The 20894-nt window shown below is 58.4% G+C and carries 16 protein-coding genes; 13 read left to right on the forward strand and 3 right to left on the reverse strand.

The features are described from left to right. Positions 1-19: 19 nt before the first annotated feature. Positions 20-715, reverse strand: coding sequence for an XTP/dITP diphosphatase (locus ACZ46D_RS11145; protein WP_464927508.1), 696 nt, complete (start codon positions 713-715; stop codon positions 20-22). A 288-nt stretch (positions 716-1003) separates the two neighbouring features. Between ACZ46D_RS11145 and ACZ46D_RS11150 the strand changes: the two genes are divergently transcribed. Together ACZ46D_RS11150 and ACZ46D_RS11155 are read left to right on the forward strand one after the other, a co-directional pair. Next, positions 1004-1618: a CBS domain-containing protein gene (locus tag ACZ46D_RS11150; protein WP_464927509.1), complete on the forward strand. Its 615-nt coding sequence runs from the start codon at positions 1004-1006 to the stop codon at positions 1616-1618. Continuing rightward, the gene (locus ACZ46D_RS11155) at positions 1615-2151 is read left to right on the forward strand and encodes an HPP family protein (protein ID WP_464927510.1); all 537 of its coding nucleotides are present in this window, start codon (positions 1615-1617) and stop codon (positions 2149-2151) included. Before ACZ46D_RS11150 ends, ACZ46D_RS11155 begins: the two co-directional genes overlap by 4 nt. A 187-nt stretch (positions 2152-2338) precedes the next feature. Here the strand turns inward: ACZ46D_RS11155 and ACZ46D_RS11160 are convergent, their stop codons facing one another. Next, positions 2339-3643: a nucleoside recognition domain-containing protein gene (locus ACZ46D_RS11160; RefSeq protein ID WP_464927511.1), complete on the reverse strand. Its 1305-nt coding sequence runs from the start codon at positions 3641-3643 to the stop codon at positions 2339-2341. Positions 3644-3898: 255 nt separating this feature from the next. On the opposite strand from ACZ46D_RS11160, the gene ACZ46D_RS11165 reads away from it, so the two are divergent. The 11 genes from ACZ46D_RS11165 (at position 3899) to ACZ46D_RS11215 (ending at position 19943) form a co-directional block, all read left to right on the forward strand. Next, complete coding sequence (locus ACZ46D_RS11165; protein WP_464927512.1) at positions 3899-5866, forward strand: TonB-dependent receptor plug domain-containing protein; 1968 nt, start codon at positions 3899-3901, stop codon at positions 5864-5866. Then, positions 5866-6432: a YfiR family protein gene (locus ACZ46D_RS11170; protein WP_464927513.1), complete on the forward strand. Its 567-nt coding sequence runs from the start codon at positions 5866-5868 to the stop codon at positions 6430-6432. Before ACZ46D_RS11165 ends, ACZ46D_RS11170 begins: the two co-directional genes overlap by 1 nt. A 127-nt stretch (positions 6433-6559) precedes the next feature. After that, on the forward strand, positions 6560-8647 hold the full coding sequence (locus ACZ46D_RS11175) for a TOL_0244 family TonB-dependent receptor (protein WP_464927514.1): 2088 nt from the start codon (positions 6560-6562) through the stop codon (positions 8645-8647). 10 nt (positions 8648-8657) lie between these two features. Then, entirely contained in the window at positions 8658-9335 is a 678-nt protein-coding gene (locus ACZ46D_RS11180) for a YfiR family protein (protein ID WP_464927515.1), read from the forward strand. After that, positions 9322-11682 (forward strand): response regulator, encoded by a 2361-nt coding sequence (locus ACZ46D_RS11185; protein WP_464927516.1) that lies wholly within the window; start codon positions 9322-9324, stop codon positions 11680-11682. Before ACZ46D_RS11180 ends, ACZ46D_RS11185 begins: the two co-directional genes overlap by 14 nt. A 127-nt stretch (positions 11683-11809) precedes the next feature. Beyond that, complete coding sequence (locus ACZ46D_RS11190) at positions 11810-14197, forward strand: hybrid sensor histidine kinase/response regulator (RefSeq protein WP_464927517.1); 2388 nt, start codon at positions 11810-11812, stop codon at positions 14195-14197. 246 nt (positions 14198-14443) lie between these two features. Next, the gene (locus tag ACZ46D_RS11195) at positions 14444-15664 is read left to right on the forward strand and encodes a KamA family radical SAM protein (RefSeq protein WP_464927518.1); all 1221 of its coding nucleotides are present in this window, start codon (positions 14444-14446) and stop codon (positions 15662-15664) included. A 15-nt stretch (positions 15665-15679) separates the two neighbouring features. Continuing rightward, the gene (locus ACZ46D_RS11200) at positions 15680-16663 is read left to right on the forward strand and encodes a D-alanine--D-alanine ligase family protein (RefSeq protein WP_464927519.1); all 984 of its coding nucleotides are present in this window, start codon (positions 15680-15682) and stop codon (positions 16661-16663) included. After that, complete coding sequence (locus tag ACZ46D_RS11205) at positions 16660-17661, forward strand: D-alanine--D-alanine ligase family protein (protein WP_464927520.1); 1002 nt, start codon at positions 16660-16662, stop codon at positions 17659-17661. The genes ACZ46D_RS11200 and ACZ46D_RS11205 overlap by 4 nt, the downstream gene beginning before the upstream one ends. Beyond that, entirely contained in the window at positions 17658-18131 is a 474-nt protein-coding gene (locus ACZ46D_RS11210) for a GNAT family N-acetyltransferase (protein WP_464927521.1), read from the forward strand. Before ACZ46D_RS11205 ends, ACZ46D_RS11210 begins: the two co-directional genes overlap by 4 nt. Positions 18132-18194: 63 nt before the next feature. After that, positions 18195-19943: a GNAT family N-acetyltransferase gene (locus tag ACZ46D_RS11215; protein WP_464927522.1), complete on the forward strand. Its 1749-nt coding sequence runs from the start codon at positions 18195-18197 to the stop codon at positions 19941-19943. Positions 19944-20024: 81 nt separating this feature from the next. Here the strand turns inward: ACZ46D_RS11215 and ACZ46D_RS11220 are convergent, their stop codons facing one another. Continuing rightward, the gene (locus ACZ46D_RS11220; protein ID WP_464927523.1) at positions 20025-20636 is read right to left on the reverse strand and encodes a peroxiredoxin; all 612 of its coding nucleotides are present in this window, start codon (positions 20634-20636) and stop codon (positions 20025-20027) included. Positions 20637-20894 lie beyond the last annotated feature (258 nt).

Raw genomic sequence — 20894 nt, forward strand, 5'->3', positions numbered from 1 at the left:
ACAGCCCGGCACTTACCCCTTACTTCACTTCCCGGACCATGATCTCTTCGGACCAGTCGTTGTGCTCAAATTGCTCATGGTCCGGCTTGGCCGGTTTTTCCTCGGTCAGCCTCTGCTTGAGCCATTTGAGCACCTGATCGAACTCGGCAGCCATCTCGGCCATGGCCCTCCCCCTGTGACTGACCCGGTTCTTTTCCTCCATGGGCAGTTCGGCAAAGGTCTTGCCCAGCTCGGGATAGAAAAAAATCGGATCATAGCCAAAGCCATCCTCGCCCCGGGGCGCGGTGAGCAGCTCCCCTTCGCAGGTTCCCTCGTAGGTCAGGGCCGGACCGCTGGGCACGGCGATGGAGATGACACAGTGGAAGGCAGCCTTGCGGTTGGCCACGCCTTCCATGTCTTTGAGCAGCTTGGCGGTATTCTCCACATCGCGGGCCTTTTCCCCGGCATAACGGGCGGAATATACGCCGGGTGCACCATCCAGAGCCTCGACCGCCAACCCGGAATCATCGGCGATACACGGCAGCCCGAGAACCTTGGCGGTGAAATGCGCTTTTTTGTAGGCATTGTCATCAAAGGTTGCGCCGTCTTCCACCACCTCGGGGATGGGGCCGAAATCGGCCAGACTCCTGACCTCCACCGGGAAATCCTTGAGCAACTCCTGAAACTCCTTGAGTTTGCCCTTATTTGTGGTGGCCAAAACCAATATATTGAACATGATTTTCTCTCTCCTTTCTGTCACCGTTACCACTGCTCAGGCAAAAATATTTACCCGCATAACCGCCGGAAGTCAAGATTAGCCGCCAAAACTCAGCGCCTTGCCGGCTATTTCAATCTCGCCGTCGGGCGTCTTTTTTCTTCCCCCTTGCCTCCCGCGCCTCTCTCTGGATAAGATAATCACAACCACTTGACCTAGGTCAATGCTGGGGGCCGCATTGCGCAATACGCTGCATCCTGCACCGACCCATTCACATCTTTACTATTCAGCAACAAGGGGGGACCGCTGATGCCGGAAACAAACAAACCCAGGCTTGATCCTGCCGAGCTCCTTTCGGACGAAGATGTTTACGAGGCGATGAAAAAAATCCCCGGCTATCTCGACATCTCGGCCGGGGATTTCAAGGAACTCTATGTGCTCGCCTATGAGCATGCGGAAACCCGCCTGTACAACAGCCTGCAGGTTGCCGAAATCATGACCCGGCAGGCCATAACGGTCCTGCCGACAACGCCACTTGCCGAGGCGGCAGCGCGCATGGCCGAACACCACATCACCGGCCTGCCCGTGGTCCAGGAGGATGGAACCGTAGTCGGCATCCTCTCGGAGCGGGATTTCTTCCGCAACATGGGTGACGGCAGCCAGGCCTCCTGCATGGCGCTCATCGCCGACAGCCTTGCCACGGGAGGCTGCCCCGCGCTCTCCATCCGAGGCAAAACCGCCGGAGCAATCATGACCACCCCTGTGGTCACGGTTTTTGAAACCGCTCTGTTACATGAGGTCGGCAAAATGATGCGGGAAAAACGGATCAATCGGGTGCCGGTGACGGACAACAAGAATCGGCTGCTCGGCATTCTCACCCGCAGCGATCTCATGCACGCTTTTCCGGAAAGGGGTACACCATGAACTATTTCAACAAGATGCGCGGCACAACGACAAGCCCGCCCCGGGTCAATCTGTCCGAGGTTTTTTGGTCTTGGATCGGCGCCTTTTGCGGCATTGCCGCGGTGGCATACCTCAACTACAATCTGCTGCCCCAGTCGGACCTGCTCATGCTGATCGGCTCGTTCGGCGCCTCGGCGGTGTTGATCTACGGCGCCATCAAAAGCCCCTTGGCCCAGCCGCGCAATCTGCTCGGCGGACATATACTCTCGGCGCTGATCGGGGTGGCCAGCTACAAAATGCTGGCTCCGCACATGTGGCTGGCGGCGGCGGTGGCGGTGGCCACGGCCATCGCGGTGATGCACCTCACCAAAACCCTGCACCCGCCGGGCGGCGCCACCGCCCTTATCGCCGTGATCGGCAGCGAGAAAATCTATGCCCTGGGCTATCTCTATGCGATTTTTCCTGCCGGGGCCGGGGCCTGCATCATGCTGGTCATTGCGCTTCTTGTGAACAATATTCCGAAAACGCGGCGATACCCTGAGTTCTGGTGGTGAAGCCACAACCGTCATTATCGAGCGCAGGGCAAAACCTGAGGAACCAACCGACCGGTAACGGTTGCGCAGTGCCGCAGATGCGCGAAAGAGGCCAGCGAAGTGTGCTAGTGCACACGAGCCAGCCGATGACAGCTAAGCGAACGCAGCGAGACTGCGAAGCAGATATGCGGTGCTGCGCAACCGTTACCTAGAACCAGAGATTACAGACCGTCACCGCGGCAATGAGTCCGGCTGTTTCACCGCAGAGTGCGGCGGGCAGGGCGTGCCGCGTCCGCCGGATGCCGATGGCCCCGAAGTAAACGGCCAGCACATAGAGGGTGGTTTCGCTGGAGCCCTGGATGACCGAAACCATGGCGGAAAGCAGGCTGTCCGGCGACTGTTTGATGATCTCGCTCATAAAGGCAAAGGAACCGCTGCCGGAGAGCGGCCTGAGAAGACCCATGGCCAAAGCCTCGGCCGGCATGCCCACGGCTGAGGTCAGGGGAGAAAGAACGGCAACCAGAATATCCATGGCCCCGCTGGCCCGGAACATGCCGATGGCAACAAAGATCGCCACCATGAAGGGAATGATCCGGATGGCGGTGGTAAAACCCTCCTTGGCCCCATCGGTGAGGGTTTCATAAATCCTCACCCCCCGCAGATAGCCGAAGATGAGCAGCCCGGAAATCAAGGCCGGAATCAGCCAGCTGGACAGGCTGTTGAGGCTGGCTGCGGAAAAGGCCAGCAGCTCCGGGGCAATACTCATCTGATACACCGCCCCCCCCGCGAAAACGCCAACCAACAGCCAGATGAACCATTTCCCGGCCGCACTCGGCGGAAACAGCTCCGTTTCGACGCTAGCCTCTGCCTCTGCCACCGCTGTCTCGTAGGTCTCTTGCGCCGCAGCCATTTCCACCCCGCTGTTTCTGCGACTCAGCATCTTGGCCGCCACGATGGCCACAATGGTGGAACAGGTGGTGGCGATGAGGGAAGGGATAAAGATGGCGGCCGGGCTCGTTGCGCCCGCAGCGGCCCGAATGGTGATCACCCCCAGGGGCAGCAGGGTGACGCTGGAGGTGTTGATCGCCAAAAACAGGCACATGGCGTTGGTGGCCGTGCCTTTTTCCGGGGCGAGCTTCTCCAGCTCCTGCATGGCCTTGATCCCCATGGGCGTGGCCGCGTTGCCCAGACCCAGGGCGTTGGCCGCCATGTTCATGATCATGGCGCTCATGGCCGGATGATCGTGGGGCACGTCGGGAAACAACCGGACCATCAGGGGCCGCACCCACCGGGCCACGATCCGCATCAGCCCCCCTGCCTCGGCCACCTTCATGATTCCCAGCCAGAGGGCCATGGGCCCAATCAGACCGATAGCCAGAACCACCGCGTCCTTGGCCGACTCGAACGAGGCCTTGGTAAGGGCGTCCATCCGGTTGGTATAGGCGGCTGTCACCGTGGCCAGCACGACCAGGGACAGCCAGATGATATTGATAACCGAAGCTTTCTGTTTCATATCTTCTCCCTTCTGCTTTAAGCAGAAAACAAAGTACTCAAAACCCCGGGCAAAAAGCCAGGCTTTCTTTTTTCATTTTCACAAGGCTCCGGTGCCATTGCGGAATCCTGCGCCACCGATGCTCCCCTGCCTTTTCCTCGCTGAAAATCGCCTGCCATAGCCTCTTTCACTTGCCAGAATTGCAGGGGAGAATGTACAAGTACTTGTGTAGGATACATCGGTATTGTCCCCACCCAACCTCCTCGAGGCAATTTTATGGTTACTCATTTCAAGATCCCTTTAACCCTCGGATTGACCCTTGCCCTTGCTTTGCCTGCCCAGGCCGCTACCGACCTGGCCGAGTTGAATCTGGAGCAGTTACTGGAAACCACGGTGACCAGCGCCTCCAAGTACGAACAGAAACAATCCGAGGTGGCTGCCTCGGTCAGCATCATCACCCGTGACGAGATAAAGGCCTTCGGCTGGCGCACGCTGGATCAGGCCCTGGCCAGCCTGCCCGGCATTCACACCACCTACGATCGGCAATACTCCTATCTGGGCGCCCGGGGTTTCGGCCTGCCCGGAGATTTTAACACCCGGATGCTGCTGGCCATCAACGGCAATCGGGTCAATGAGGTGGTGTATGACGGCGCCGCCTTCGGCCGCGATTTCCCCTTGGACCTGGACCTGATCGAACGCATCGAGTTCGTCGCTGGACCGGGCGGCGCGGTCTATGGCCAGAACGCCATGTTCGGGGTGGTCAACGTGATCACCCGCACCGGGGCTCAGGTTGACGGCGGCGAGTTGTCCGCTGGCTGGAAAAGCCCCCAATCGCTGGGGGAAGGACGCATCAGTTGGGGCAAGATGCTGAACAACGGCGTCGATGTGCTGGTCTCCGCCTCCGGCATGCACGCACGGGGAGAGGATCTGCTCATGGACTTCTCGGGCGCTGGCTCCGGTGAGAGCCTTGTGGTCGGCCAGGATGGCGAGAAGGACAAAGAATTCTTTACCCGTGTCGGCCGCGGCCCCTGGGGTCTGGATTTCGCCTACGGGGATCGGCGCAAGGACGACCCCACGGCAGCCTATCGTTCCGATGTCCCGCCATCCGGGCAGTTTGAGCGCGACATCTATACGCTGACGCAACTGCACTATCAGGAGAACTTCGCCGACAACACGCTCAATGTGCTGGGTCGCCTGTTCCTGGGCCAGGAACGCTTTGACAGCATCTTCACCTACTTAAGCGCGCCCAATTACACCACCGGCGCCAGTAACTGGCGGGGCGGCGAACTGCGCTCCCTGTACTCGGGGTTCACCGACCACAAGCTCATGCTGGGGCTGGAATACCAGGATAATCCCCGCATCGACCAGACCAACGATGACCGCACCACCCCAGGCCTGGACACCGAAATCAAGGATTCTGGGTATCGCGCCGGGGTCTATGCCCAGGACGAATGGCGCTTCAACGACACCTGGTCAGCCACCCTGGGCGTGCGGGCGGACCGCAACGATATCACCGGCAGCAAACTGAGTCCGCGTGCGGGGCTGATCTGGCAAACCACCCCGGCGACTACGCTCAAGGCCCTGTACGGCCAAGCCCATCGTGCCCCCAATGCCTATGAACGGGCCTACGACGATGGCGTGTCGCAGGTTGCCAATCCCGGCCTGGGAGGCGAGACCATCGATACCGCGGAACTGGTCGTGGATCATCGGCTGACCCGCGATTTAAGCGTGCGCGCCTCGATCTACCACTGGAGCATGCAGGACATCATAACCCTGGGCCTCGACCCGGTCAGCGGTCTGTCGCAATACCAGTCCGGCAACAAGATCAAGGCCGATGGGCTGGAACTGTCCACCGACAAGCGCTGGTACTGGGGTGGCCGCGCACGCGGCAGCGTGTCGTATCAGGAGATCGCTTATGTCGGCGGCGGCGATTTGGACAATGCCCCACAATGGCTGGGCAAGCTCCTTTTCTCCAGCCCCCTGCCGTGGGAAGGTCTGCGTTTGGGCTACGAACTCCAGTACGACGCGAGCCGCCAGGCTATTGATGATTCTTCCCTCGACGGCTACTGGCTTTCCCACCTGACTTTGCTTGCCGACAAATGGGTCACGGGGATGGAGGTATCCCTGGGGCTGCGCAATCTGTTCAACCAGCACTACCAACACCCTGGCGCCGACACGAATTGGCAAACCCGTCTGGATCAAGACGGGAGAAGCGCTTGGCTTAAAATGGATTACCGCTTCTAATGCCTTCCTGTCGCCATCATTTTTCCACCTGGTTTCAGGCTGGGAAGAAAACAGGGTTTCGCCCCCTTTTCTGGGTGCTTGGCTTGCTGTGCTGCCCGTCGTTGGTGCATGCCGAGACTCTGGCCGAGTATCAAATCAAGGCGGCCTTCCTGTATAACTTCTTGGCATTCACCGAGTGGCCCGCTGAAGTGGGGAACACTATCAATCTGTGCGTCTATGGCCCAGACCCCTTCGGCGAAAACCTGGACAAAATGCAGGGCAAGAGCGTCGGCGCCCGCAGCCTGGCGGTGAGGCGCGTCAACAGCGTGGATGGCTTGCAAGGTTGTCAAGTCGTGTTCATCACCCACCCGGTGATCGGCAACCTCCGCCGCGTCCTCGACAATCTGGGCGACAGGCCGGTGTTGACCGTGGCCGATTCGCAAGACGCCGCGCTCCAAGGCGTCGCCCTTAACATGAGCATGGACCAAAACAAGGTGACCTTCGAGGCCAATCTGGCCGCCGCCCGCGCCAATAGATTGAATCTCAGCTCCAAGCTGCTGCGCCTGGCTACCAAGGTATTCCAATGAAACTATCAACGCACATCCCCTTGTTCCGAGCATCTTTCTCCTGCTTGTCAGGCCTGCAGGAAAAGAGTAGAATTTTGTTATTGCTTCCATAAGACATAGCCGCAGGGCAAAAAAGAGAGGTATAGCCATGGCAGCCATCCACTCATCCCACAGAAAAAAACGGGATCTGTCCCGCAAAATCACCGGCCTTGCCGCACTCTCCATCCTCCTGGCCAGCAGCCAGCCTTGCTGGGCAGCCCGCCCCAGTATCACCGCGCTTTCCCTTGAAGAGCTGCTTTCCGTGGAAATCACCTCCGTTTCCAAAAAAGCCGAAAAGGCCAGCGATGCGGCCGCCGCAGTTTTTGTGATCACCCAGGAAGACATCAAGCGCTCGGGCGCCACCACCATTCCCGAGGTGCTGCGCATGGCGCCAGGCCTGCAAGTGGCCCGGATAGACGCCAACAAATGGGCAGTGAGCAGCCGGGGGTTCAACGGTTTTTCCTCCAACAAACTGCTGGTGCTCATGGATGGCCGCACCATGTACAATCCGCTTTTTTCCGGAGTGCTCTGGGATACCCAGGACACCATGCTCGATGACATCGAACGGATCGAGGTGATCCGCGGGCCTGGGGCCAGTCTCTGGGGCGCCAACGCGGTCAATGGCGTCATCAATGTCATCAGCAAACATTCGGCAGACACCCAGGGCGGTCTGCTCACCGCGGGAACCGGCACCGAAGAAAACGGGTTCGGCTCCCTCCGCTATGGCGCCAAAATCAATGACCGCACCACCTACCGGGTGTATGGAAAAGATTTCTCCCGCAGCGATCTGGAATCCGCCGATGGCAGCAAGGCCAATGATGACTGGCACCAGGCGCGGGGCGGCTTTCGCCTGGACAGTGCCGCCGCTCCCGATTCCCCCTATTCCTTCACCATCCAAGGCGATGGATTCAACGGCTATTCAGACGCGACAACGAACATCCCCGACGCAACAAGCCCATACCTCTCGACCAACATCATCAACCCCAGCAACGTCAGGGGCGCAAATCTCCTAACCCGGTTGACCAGAAAAGAAAAAGACAACTCGGAGATGTCGCTCCAAGCCTATTACGATCGGGAGAGAAACAATGATCTGGTTTTAGGCGACGACCGGGGCACGGCCGACATCGAATTCCAGCACCGCTTCCAGGCCACCACAAAACAGGAGCTTACCTGGGGGTTGGGCTACCGCTACAGCCACAATACCCTGGAAAACAGCCAGACCATCGCCTTTGCTCCGACCAGTAGAACTGATATGCTGTTCAGCGCCTTTGTCCAGGACGAAATCACCCTGGTCGAAGACCTTTTCCGGCTCACCCTGGGCTCCAAGTTCGAGCACAACGATTACACCGGCTACGAGGTCCAACCCAGCGGTCGGTTGCTTTTTACCCCGCACAAGCACCATACCTTTTGGGCTGCGGTGAGCCAGGCAGTGCGGACCCCCTCGCAAGCCGACCGCGATGTCCGGATAAGCAGTTCTCTTGTCCCCACTAACTTTCTCCTCGCCGCTGGTCATCCTTATCCTTTTGCTGCTAATGAATTGGCGGAGATTACCATCAGCGGGAACGAGGAGTTCCAGTCCGAAAAACTCACGGCCTACGAAATCGGCTACCGGACCCAGGTCCATGAAAAACTCGCCTTTGACGCCACCGCTTTTTTCAACGACTACAGCCGCCTGCGGACAATCCCCCTGGCGGGAGGCTCTATCATAACCCCTACTACCAATCCGGCCTATCTCTATCAGCTCGACTATAAAGATGGCAATACCATGGAGGGCAACACCTACGGCTTCGAGCTGGTGGCCGATGCCAAACCCCTGGACTGGTGGCGGCTGCAATTGGCCTATACCTTCCTGCGCATGGATTTGCAGGAAGCCGGCCAGGGCCTGTATGCAGGCGAGGATGCCGAAGGAGAAAGCCCCCGCAACCAGATCTCGTTGCGATCCATGATGGACCTCAGCAATAGCGTCACCCTGGACACCTGGCTGCGGTACGTGGACAACCTGCCGACCTATGGCATCGACAGCTATGTCGCGTTCGACGCCCGCATCGGCTGGCAGCTCAACCCCCAGGTCGAGCTCTCCCTGGTGGGTCGGAATCTGCTCGATAACGCCCAACCCGAGTTCGGTTCTTTGTACATCAACATCATCCCCTCGGAAATTCCGCGCAGCGTCTATGCGCAAGTACGTATGACCTTCTAGGCAAAGTTCCATGGCAATTGGCCTTTCACAGAAACAAACGACTTCGGGCAGCAAGCGGATCTTCGCGGCATTTGCGCTCCTGCTCGTCTTGTGCCTGCCGTTTGACAAGGCATCTGGGGCGGACTATGAGGAGTATGAACTCAAGGCCGGCTTTCTCTACAATTTTTTCAATTTCATCAAGTGGCCGGACCGTTCTTTTGATTCCCCGAACAGTCCTTTTGTCCTGATTATTGTCGGCGCCGTTGGCAGCAAAGACCACACCATTGAACATGCCTTGCAAAACAGCGTTGTCGGCGCCCGGCCCTTGAAAATTATCATGACCAGCTCCGCCGAGAATCTTGACAAGGCGCACATGGTTTTTTTCCTGGAGTCCTATAAAAATCCCGACCTGGCAAAGGTGTTGGCCCAGCTCAAGGGAAAACCGGTGATCACCGTGGGCGAGGAGAAAAACTTCATCACCCTGGGCGGCGATATCAACTTTGTGCAAAAGGGGGCGAAGATCAAATTTCAGATCAGCCCGGCCTCAACGGAAAAAGCCGATCTCAAGATCAGTTCGCGGCTGCTCATGCTGGCCGTTGCCCCGGAGCAGTCGGCAATAGATTATGACAAGCCGATCCGCGCCACCGGCCCCAACATTACAACCTCGCACCTGAGCCAGGAAAAACCAGGGGAATATGGAATACTTTAACGCGCTGCCGATCAGAAAAAAACTCCTGCTGATAATCATGCTCCTTACCGGCGGCGTGCTGTTTTTTGTCAACAGCGTCATGTTTTCCTACGAATTTTTCACCTTCAGGCATGTCCTGGCCAATAACCTGGCCGTATTGACAAAAGCCATCGCCGAAAACGCATCATCCACCGTGGTTTTTTCCGATCAAGAGGCTGCCAGGGAAACGCTGCTGGCGCTGCGCGCCGAACCCGGCATCCAGTTCGCCGCCATCCTCACCCCGGACCGACGGGTCTTTGCCACTTACAGCAAAGACAAGGTCATGGACAAGGCCGGCTTTCGGCCGCCGGCAATCCCCATCAATACCCCGGTCTTCAGCGAAAATTCCGTCGATTTCCTCACGGAAATAAAGCTTGCGGACAAAACCGTGGGGTTGGTCTTTGCCCGCCTTGATCTTGAGCATGAACAGGATCTGCTCAAACGGTATCTCCTGATCGCCCTCCTGGTCATGGGGGCAACCTTTTTTCTCGTCTGGCTTGCCACGGGAAAATTCCAGCGGGTTTTTACCAGGCCCATTGAGCAGCTTGCCGCAACCATTCGCGGGGTTACCCAGGACAAGGATTATTCCTTGCGGGCAGAGGTGAAAACCAAGGATGAGATCGGCGCGCTGACCATAGGCTTTAATGAGATGCTCAATGAAATAGAACTCCGGGATCAGGCCCTCACCCAGGCACAGAGCGGCCTGGAAAAGAAGGTCGAGGAGCGGACCCACGATCTTGTCCTGGCCAAGGAGGCCGCCGAGGCGGCAAGCCGGGCAAAATCGGAATTTCTCGCCAACATGAGCCATGAGATCCGCACCCCCATGAACGGGGTCATCGGCATGACCCAGCTGGCCCTGCAAACCAAACTGACCGAGGAACAACGGGATTTTCTTGAAACCATCGACCTTTCCGCCAATCGCCTCATCCAGGTCATCAATGATATCCTTGATTTTTCCAAAATCGAGGCGCAAAAGCTGGACATCACCGCCAGCGATTTCAATCTTCGCGAAGCCATCGAGGATACCACGCAGGAGTTGGCGGTCCGGGCGCACGAGAAAAGACTGGAGCTGGTGTGCAATATCGAGGCGGATGTCCCGGAATTGCTGATTGGCGACGCCTTTCGCCTCCAACAGATTCTGACCAATCTTCTGGGAAACAGCATTAAATTCACCGAATCCGGCCAGATCTTCCTGAACGTACAGCGCAAAGGCGAGTACGATGGGGCTGTTGAATTACTATTTTCCGTCGCCGACAAAGGCATCGGCATCCCCGAGGATCAGCAGCAAAAGATTTTTGAGGCCTTCAGTCAGGTGGACAGCTCCATGGCCAGAAAATTCGGCGGCACCGGCCTGGGGCTCTCCATCTCCTCCCGCCTTGTCCATCTCATGGGGGGCCGCATCTGGCTGGAAAGCACGCCCAATGTCGGCTCCACCTTTTTCTTCACCATCCTCTGCCAAAAACAATCCGGGGAACACGTCGTGCCGCAGGAATATCCGGCCTTTCTCGCGGGAAAATCCGTTTTGGTGGTGGACGACAACCCCATCAACCAAAAAATCCTGCTGCAAAAACTTTCCCAACTTGGCATGCAGGCGCAGGCTGTTTCCGGCGGTGCTGACGCGCTGGAGGCCTTGCAGGACCGCCTTGATGTTGCAGCGCCCTTTGACCTGGCCATTATCGACATCCAGATGCCGGAAATGGACGGCTTCACCCTGATCGAAAAAATCCGGCAACGCCCCGGCCTGAGCCAACTGCCGGTCATTGTTCTCACCTCCGCAGGTCTGCCGGAAGACAAGGAAAGAAGCACAAGCCTTGGGGTACGCGCCTATTTGCTCAAACCCTGTCGGCAAAAGGAGATGCTCCGGAGCATCTCCTCCGTTTTTGAGCAAGCGGACGCTGCTGCGCCTGCGCCGAAAACGCCGGTGGAAAAAAAGAGGAAAAAGCTCCATATTCTGCTGGCGGAAGACAATCTCGTGAACCAGAAGGTGGCGCAAAAACTGCTGGAGCGAGAAGGCCATTCCGTGGTGATCGCCAACAACGGCCGGGAGGCCGTGGAAAAATACGGGGCCGAACCTTTCGACCTGATCCTGATGGATGTGCAGATGCCGGAAATGGACGGCTTTGCGGCAACCGCAAAAATCCGAACCCAGGAGCAGGGAACAACCCCGCACATCCCGATCATCGCCCTAACCGCCCATGCCATGAAAGGCTACAGCGAGCAATGCCTGGCTGCGGGAATGGACGGCTATGTCTCAAAACCCTTCACCATCAAAACTCTCGTAGAGCAGTTAGATTCCCTTGCTTTTCCCACGCTCGGGAATAACCCCTGAGATGTTCCACCTGTTTTTAACCTTGTAAATTTTGCTTTGTCATATAGCATAGTTAAAGAAGAATACGGCAAATGAAGCGACAATCTGCGCATGCCCTTTCGTAACTGATGCGAGGCTTCCGAAACACATGGGCGAAACACCCCCTCATACACCAGCCGCCAACGACCTTCCCCTCACCGGAGATATCCTTGAAACCGTCACCCAGAGTATCGGGGCCGGGCTCGCCGTTATCTGCCGCGACTTTACAATCCTCTGGGCCAACAAGGTCATGGAAGAGATCTACGGCGACACCGTGGGCAAAACCTGCTACCAAACCTACCAACAACAGAAAGGCGTCTGCTCCTGGTGCGGGGTCCGGGAGGTTTTTGAGCAGGGGCTGGAGCGGGTGGTCAGGGAGGTCGTCAGCCATAACAAAAACGGCGACCCGATCGATTTAGAGATCATCGCCACCCCGATCCACGACGCGCAGGGAAACATTATCGCGGCCCTGGAGCTGGTTCTGCCGATAACCGAACGAAAACAGAAGGAAAAGGCCCTGGATGAGCTGCTCGCCTTCTCGCAAAGCCTGGTCCGCACCGTTGACCTGAACAGCCTGTACCGAAAGGTCACCAGCCTTTCCAGGGAATTGCTGAATCTCGATTTCTCCACCCTGATGCTGATGAGCGACGACCAGAGCGGTCTGGTTATCCGCGACACCCTCGGGTTCCCGGAGCAGACCATCGGCCATTATGCCCTGCTCAAGGGGCAGGGCCTTTCCACCCATGTGGTGCTGGGAAAAAAACCCGCCGTGGTGGTGGATTTTCAAACGGAAACCCGGTTTGAGGTTCCCTCCCTGGTTGTGGAAAGAAATATCCGCTCCGCCCTCTGCGTGCCCATGATGCTGGGCGAGGAGGTCTTCGGGGTGCTGATCGGCCACACCCTGCAGCCTCGGATCTTCAAGGAAGAGGCGATCAGCATCTATCAGAGCTTTGCCAACCAGGCGGCAGTGGCGATCAAAAACGCCATGCACATGCACTCCCTGCATGCCTCGGAAAAAAAATTCCGCGCCATGTTTGACAGCACCAACGATGCGATCCTGATCTACAACCTGGATTATCGTCTCCTGGAAGTGAACCGCGCCACCTGCGAGCGATTGGGCTACTCGCGGGAAGAAATGTTCGCCCTGCCCCTCACGCAGCTCGTTGCGCCTCCGTATACCTCCCTGGTCAAAGAACGCGTTGATCTGCTGAAAAAGACCGGCACCGCCATCTTCGAGTCTGCCCATCTCAAAAAAGATGGCTCCATTCTCCCCATTGAGCAGAACTGCAGCCTCATCGACTATGACACGCAGCCGGCAATCCTCTGCGTGGCCCGGGATATTTCCGAGCGAAAACGGCTGGACGAAGAACGCCTCCGGACGCAGAAACTGGAATCCCTGGGGGTCTTGGCCGGAGGGATTGCCCATGACTTCAACAATCTGCTCACCGGCATCCTTGGCAATCTCTCCCTGGCCAAGGCAAACCTGCCGGAAACCGGGGTGGTGGCTGAGCGGCTGGCCGAGACGGAAAAAGCCACTCTCCGAGCCAGGAATCTGACCCAACAGTTGCTCACCTTTGCCAAGGGCGGAACGCCCATCAAGACAGAGGCCTCCCTGGCCGGGCTCATCCAGGATGCGGCCGGTTTTGCCGTGCGCGGCACCAAGGCGGTGTGCGAATACGATTGTGCCGAGGATCTCTGGCTGGCCGAGGTGGATACGGGCCAGTTGGGCCAGGTGTTGCAGAACCTGGTAATCAACGCAGTCCATGCCATGCCCGAAGGCGGCGTCATCCAGCTTGCGGCCAAGAACCTCACCGTCAACCCCGGGGAACTGCCGCTGACGCCGGGCAGATATGTCTTGATCACCGTCAAGGATCAAGGCCTCGGCATCCCGCCGGAGCATCTGGCAAAAATCTTTGATCCCTATTTCACCACCAAGCAGAGCGGCAGCGGCCTGGGGTTGGCGGTGGTCTATTCCATCATCGCCAACCACGCAGGCCACATCACCGTGGCATCGGAACTGGGCCAGGGCACGGTCTTTTCCATCTATCTCCCCTCGACCGGGAATCGTCCCCTGGCGGAAAAGCCCGCCGAGACAACGGCCCCCCTCCTGGCCAAAGGCCAGGGCAAAATCCTGGTCATGGACGACGAAGAACTCATCCGCAATGTTTCCACCGCCATGCTCAGGCAGCTCGGCTATGAACCCCACACCGCCAATGACGGCGAAGAAGCCATTACCCTTTACCTGCAGGCACAAAAAGACGGCCAGCCCTTTGACCTGGTGATCATGGATCTGACCGTGCCCGGCGGTATGGGGGGCCGGGAGGCCGTTGCCCATCTCCGCCAACTCGACCCCAAAATAAAGGCGGTGGTATCCAGCGGCTACGCCAACGACCCGATCATGGCCCGCTTCAGCGAATACGGCTTTTGCGGGGTTGCGCCCAAGCCTTTCGGCCTCCAGGAACTCTCAAAATTATTACACATGATTTTAACTAGTTAACAACTATCCCCCGGCCCGTCCTACGCCGCCAGCAGCACGGACAATTCCAGAGATGCTGAAAATTGCGTAAAAACAACGCGTTAAAAAAAACACCCGCCCTGTTTTTTTTCTTGACACTTCCCTGCGTAATAAGCATAAACTGGTTCAGTCAAGTGTACGGAATCACTTGCGGATCTAAGCGGTATCATTCTGAAATTCTTTGATCTTTTCGCTGGCTCCACCGGCCAGCCTGTAAGGAGAAAAGCTATGCAGCAAAAAGTTGTCCATCTTGAGGAGCAAGAGGAACCTCCGGGGTGTAGTGCCAGCCCCGCCGCCTTTCCGTTTTCCGGCCAAACTCCCTCCCTCACCTTCCGCCAACGCCATTTCCCCACCGCCACAGATGATGACTGGCACGACTGGCATTGGCAGCTTCGCAACCGCATCACCAGCCTCAAAAAACTCGGCAAGCTCATAGACCTCTCGGACAGCGAGCGGCAGGCCATGGCCTTTAATGGGGCCACCCTGCCCCTGGCCATTACCCCCTATTACGCCAGCCTCATTTCCCCTGACGATCCCAAGCAGCCGATCCGACGGACCATGGTGCCGGTGGTCAACGAGCTTTTGGTTTCCCAGGGCGAGGAACACGATCCCCTGGGTGAGGACAATCACAGTCCGGTGCCCGGCCTGGTGCACCGCTATCCCGACCGGGTCCTCTTTCTGGTCACCGATTACTGTTCGAGCTACTGCCGCTACTGCACCCGCTCCCGGATGGTCGGCCGCCGCAAGAGCCACAGCCCGGCCCGCTGGCAGAAAGCCATCGCCTACATCGCAAACAACCCGGGTATCCGTGACGTGCTGCTTTCCGGCGGCGACCCGCTGACCATGGCCGACGAACAGTTGGACTGGCTGCTCGGCCGGTTGCGGCAAATCCCGCATGTGGAGATGATCCGCATCGGCACCAAGGCTCCCATGGTGTTGCCGCAGCGCATCACCCCCGCATTGGTGGCCATGCTGAAAAAACATCACCCGCTGTGGATGAGCATCCACTGCACCCACCCCGACGAGCTGACCCCGGAGGCGACCAGGGCTTGCACCATGCTCGCCGATGCGGGCATCCCCCTGGGCAGCCAGACCGTGCTCCTCTCCGGGATCAACGATTCCCTGGAGACCATGCGGCAGCTCATGCATGGATTGGTCAAAATCCGGGTCAAGCCCTATTACCTGTACCAGTGCGACCCCATTATCGGCTCAGCCCATTTCCGCACCCCGGTTTCCAAGGGGCTGGAGATCTACCAGGGGCTGCGCGGCCACACCTCGGGCTATGCCGTGCCCAACTATGTGATCGACGCGCCGGGAGGCGGCGGCAAGATTCCGCTCATTCCGGAAACCGTGGTCGGCCGTGAGGGCAACGACCTTTTGCTCCGCAATTACGAAGGCAAGGTCTACCGCTATCCCGATATAATCGGCGCGGCAAGCCGGGCCAGCTAAAAACAAGGAATATCCATGCTGATTGGAATGACCTACGACCTGCGGAGCGACTATCTGGCCGCAGGCTACGGGGAAGAGGAAACCGCCGAGTTCGACCGGGAATCAACCATCGCGGCCATTGACACCGCCCTGCGGGCCATGGGCCACGAAACCATGCCCATCGGCAATTTCATGAGCCTCATGCCCCGCCTCCTGGCCGGAGAGCGGTGGGATTTGGTCTTTAATATCTGCGAAGGGTTGTACGGCTTCGGCCGCGAAGCCCTGGTGCCCGCCCTGCTGGAGGCGCATCGGATTCCCTATGTCTTTTCCGACCCCCTGGTCCTGGGGTTGACCCTGCACAAGGGGATGAGCAAACACGTGGTTCGGGATCTCGGCATCCCGACCCCTTCCTTTGCCGTGGTGAAGTCCATGGCGGATGTGGCTGGGGTGGCTCTGCCTTATCCGGTATTTGCCAAACCCGTGGCCGAGGGGACCGGCAAGGGGGTGACCCCGGCTTCAAAAATCAGCACTGCCGAAGAGCTGCACGTGGTCTGCGCCGAGCTTTTGCAGACCTACAACCAGCCGGTGCTGGTGGAGGCCTATCTGCCGGGTCGGGAGTTCACCGTAGGCATCGTGGGCAACGGCCCAGCCGCCCGTTCCATCGGCATCATGGAGGTGGTTCTTTTGCCCAACTCCGAGCCGGAGGTCTATTCGTACCACAACAAAGAGTTCTGCGATGAACTGGTGGAATACCGGGTGGTGGACGATGCGGAAGCCCAGCAGGCAGAGGCAACCGCCCTGGCCGCCTGGCACGCCTTGGACTGCCGCGACGGCGGTCGGGTTGACCTGCGCTCCGACGCCAACGGCATCCCCAATTTCATTGAGGTCAACCCCTTGGCCGGACTCCATCCCGAGCATTCCGACCTCTGCATCATCGCCACCAAATACGGCATCTCCTACCAGGCCCTGCTCAGCGAAATCGTCGCCGCCGCCATTGCCAGACTCGGGCTTGAGGCATGAAACGCCTAAAGGTCGGCATCATCCACAACGAACCTATTGCCAAAGGCGAACCGAACTGGGAATCCTCCGCCGATGTCCTGGCCCAGGTGGAGGCCATCGAAGACGCACTCACCGAACTGGGCCAGCCCCATGTGCGCATCCCCTTTACCCGCGATCTGAGCCGCTTTGTCAGCCAGGTAAAAACGGCGGGTGTCGCCATCGCCTTCAACCTCTGCGAGTCGGTGGACGAAGACCCGCTCCTCATCGGCCACCCCGCCGCAGTTCTTGAGCTGTTGTCCATCCCCTTCACCGGCTCCTCGGCCATGGCGCTGCTGCTCTCCACGGACAAGCTCACGGTCAAAAGGTTGCTCACCGCCTCGGGTCTGCGCACCCCTGCCTTTTTCCTCTACGAGGGCACCGAGGTGCTGCGACCCGCCGGGCTCAATTTCCCGGTGATCCTCAAACCCCGCTTCCAGGATGCCTCCATCGGCATCGAACAGGAATCGGTGGTGGAAGAGAGCAGCGAGCTTTTGCCCCGGCTGGAAGAGCTCTTCGCCCGGTACGGCGCCATCCTGGTGGAAGAGTATGTGGCCGGGCGGGAGTTCAATGTTTCGCTCTTCGGCTATCCCCACCCGAGGGTCATGCCCCTGGCGGAGATCGATTTTTCCGGCTTTCCCGCCGAGCTGCACCGGATTGTGAGCTACAAGGCTAAATGGGACGAGGATTCGTTGGAGTATCACCACACCCAGCGGATTTTTCCAAACAACCTGCCCGAACCCTTGCAACAGACCATGCGCCGCATGGCGCAGGACTGCTTTGCCCTCTTCGGTCTGCGCGACTACGCCAGGGTTGACCTGCGCCTTGATCAGCAGGGGCGCCTGACCATTCTGGAAATCAACGCCAATCCCTGTCTGAGCCCGGACGCCGGTTTTCCCGCCGCTGTGGCCGAAAGCACTATGACCTACACGGAAATGGTCGGGGAATTACTCCGCCTGGTCGCCCTGCGGGTCGCCCTATGATCACCATCCGACCCATTGGCGCCCAGGATCGCAGCCAGCTGCTGGAGTTGGTACGTCTCCAGGATAATTTCAATGCTCAGGAGGTGGAGGTGGCCATCGAGGTCATTGATGACACCCTGGACCCGGCCAAAAACGATTATTTCATCCTCGTGGCGGTGAGCGAGGGGCAGGGGGTGGTGGGTTTTATCTGCTACGGCGAAATCCCCATGACCGACCGCCGCTTCGACCTGTACTGGGTGGCGGTGGCTCCGGCCTTGGCCAGGCAAGGGGTGGGTCGGCTGCTGCTTGCCCGGATGGAGGCAGACCTGCGCGGCCAAGGCCCGGCCAAGGTTTACGTGGACACCTCCTCCACCCCGGGCTATGATCGGGCTCGCAGCTTTTACGAGAAAAACGGCTACCAGGTGGCCTGCGTGCTCCATGATTTTTACCGGGACGGCGACGACAAGGTGGTCTACCTCAAGAAGCTCTGACCTTGTTTGTTGCAATCGTTCAAATCGCGGACTTGTGACTTTTCTCTCTTATACGAGGCCAACATGTTTCGCATCCGCCGGATCTACGACGACACCCTCACCATTGATCGCGAAACCATCGAGCAGGTGCAGCAGATTCTGCGCAGCCAGTTTTCGGCCATATCGGAAAGCGAGATCAAGAGCCTGGCCCAGAAGCTTTCCAACCCCCTGAAGTACCGCTTCCGCACCATCCTCTTCGTGGCCGACGATATGAAGCCCCGGGTCAAGGGGTTTGCCCTGCTCAACCATGCCCCGGACCTTTCCTTCTGCTTTCTCGACTTCATCTCGGTGGACCCGAAATCCGCGGCCAGGGGCATCGGCGGCGCCCTGTACGCCCGGGTTCGGGAGGAGGCCCGCGCCCTCGGCAATGCCGGAATCTTCATGGAGTGCCTGCCCGACGACCCGAAAATCTGCCGCGACCCGGCTTCGGTGAAGCAGAGCCGCGCCCGACTCCGATTCTACGAGCGCTACGGCGCCTTGCCCATCATCAACACGGCCTACGAAACGGTGCTCAAGCCGGAGTATGATTGTCCGCCCTATCTGGTCTACGACGACCTCGGCTCCGGCACCCCCCTTGCCAGGGACAGGGCCAGAGAGGTGGTGCGCGCCATCCTCCTCCGCAAGTACGGCAAGGATTGCCCCGCCGGCTATATCGACATGGTGGTGGAATCGTTTGCCGACGACCCGGTGCTGCGCCGTCCGCACCGCTATATCAAGAGCGAACCGATCAAGGTGCATCCGGTCAAGTCTTTGGAAAAATTGATCGGCCTGGTCGTCAACGAAAAACACGATATCCACCATATCCGGGAGCGGGGCTATGTGGAAGCGCCGGTGCGCATTGCCTCCATCCTCAAGGGAATCGAGCCCACCGGCCTGTTCGAACGCATACCGGCCAGGCATTTTTCCGAACAACACATCAAAAAGGTCCATGACCCAAAATTTGTCGAATACCTCCATCAGGTCTGCACCAGCCTTGAACCCGGGAAATCGGTCTACCCCTACGTTTTCCCCATCCGCAACGTGGCCCGACCGCCCAAGGACCTGCCGGTGCGGGCAGGCTACTACTGCATCGACACCTTCACCCCCCTGAACCACAACGCCTACAAGGCGGCCAAAGGCGCGGTGGACTGCGCCTTGACTGCGGCAAAGCTCCTGGAAAAGGGCTACCGCCTGGCCTATGCCCTGGTCCGGCCGCCGGGGCATCATGCGGAGCGGCGGTTGTTCGGCGGGTTCTGCTATTTCAACTCCGGTGCCATCGCGGCCAATTATCTCAGCCGCGAGGGCAGGGTGGCGGTGCTTGATATCGATTACCACCACGGCAACGGCACCCAGGATATCTTTTATCAGCGCAACGATGTGTTGACCCTCTCGATCCACGGCCATCCCAGCTTTGCCTATCCCTATTTTTCCGGTTTCAGCGAAGAGGTGGGGGAAGACGCTGGCCGGGGGTTTAATCGCAACTACCCCTTGCCGGAAAAGCTGGACGGCGCAGCCTACCGACCGGTGCTTGCCAGGGCTCTCAAGCATATCCGCGCCTTTAAGCCGCATTTTCTGGTGGTGGCTCTGGGGTTTGACCCGGCAGAAAAGGATCCCACCGGCACCTGGTCGCTTTCTGCGGCGGATTTCGAGGAAAACGGCCGGATGCTCGGCAGCCTGCGGTTGCCCACGCTGATCGTGCAGGAGGGCGGCTACCGGACGCGCTCGCTGGGCACCAATGCCCGCAATTTTTTCCTGGGGCTCTGGGTAGGCATGCACGGGAATAATCGCTCCTGAACCCCGAAAAAAGAAGGCCCCTTTTCCAGGGAGGGGGAAAAGGGGCCTTCAGGGGAGGGGAGGAAGAGAGGGAGAAAAAAATTACTTCAGGGCTTCATACACATGCCCGACCAACTTGGGTCCGGGGGTCAGGGTCTTGTCGCCAGCTTCCCAACGGGCCGGGCAGGCCTCGGCGGGATTGGCCGCCACATAGACGCTGGCTTTGAGCTTTCGCACCAGTTCTTTGGCATTGCGGCCGACATTGTAAAAATTCACCTCGGAGGCGACCAGCTTGCCCTCGGGGCTGATGATAAAGGTGCCGCGCAGGGCCAGACCCGTATTATAGTCGTAAACGCCGAACAATTTGGCCACCGTGCCGGTGGGGTCCGCCGCCATGGGGTATTGGGCTTTTTCCAGGAATTTTTCTTCCCGCTTCCAGGCCAGATGGGTGTAAACGGTATCGGTGCTCACCGTGATCGCCTCGGCTCCGGCGGCCTTGAGTTCTGCGTATTCATCCGCCAGGTCGCCCAGCTCGGTGGAGCAGACAAAGGTGAAATCCGCCGGATAGAAAACCAGAACCGTCCACTTGCCGGCCTTTTTCAACTGCTCCAAAGAAACCGTGCCAAACCCGTAATCGGTCGGCTCATAGGTTTCCATGGTGAAATCCGGCACATTCTGACCAACCTGCAAACCAGCGCAACAATTTTCAGCCATGACTTATCTCCATCATAAAAGGAATGAACAAAGAAATTTATCTCGTGTTTGATAAAAATTATCATTTCAAGAATGCAAAGTCAAACCTTTTTTGTCCTGTTTATAAAAAATATAAAATGTTATTTATTTTCAGCATGTTACCAGAAAACAAAACCACGTTGCTGCCCGAGGCCTGCTGCCTGACCTGCCAAAACCCTTGCGCTTTTTCGTACTTCGCAGTCTATCAGGGGAAAAGAAACCGCCGCCGCGCTTGACACT

The sequence above is a fragment of the Thiovibrio sp. Mzg5 genome, assembly GCF_055379285.1.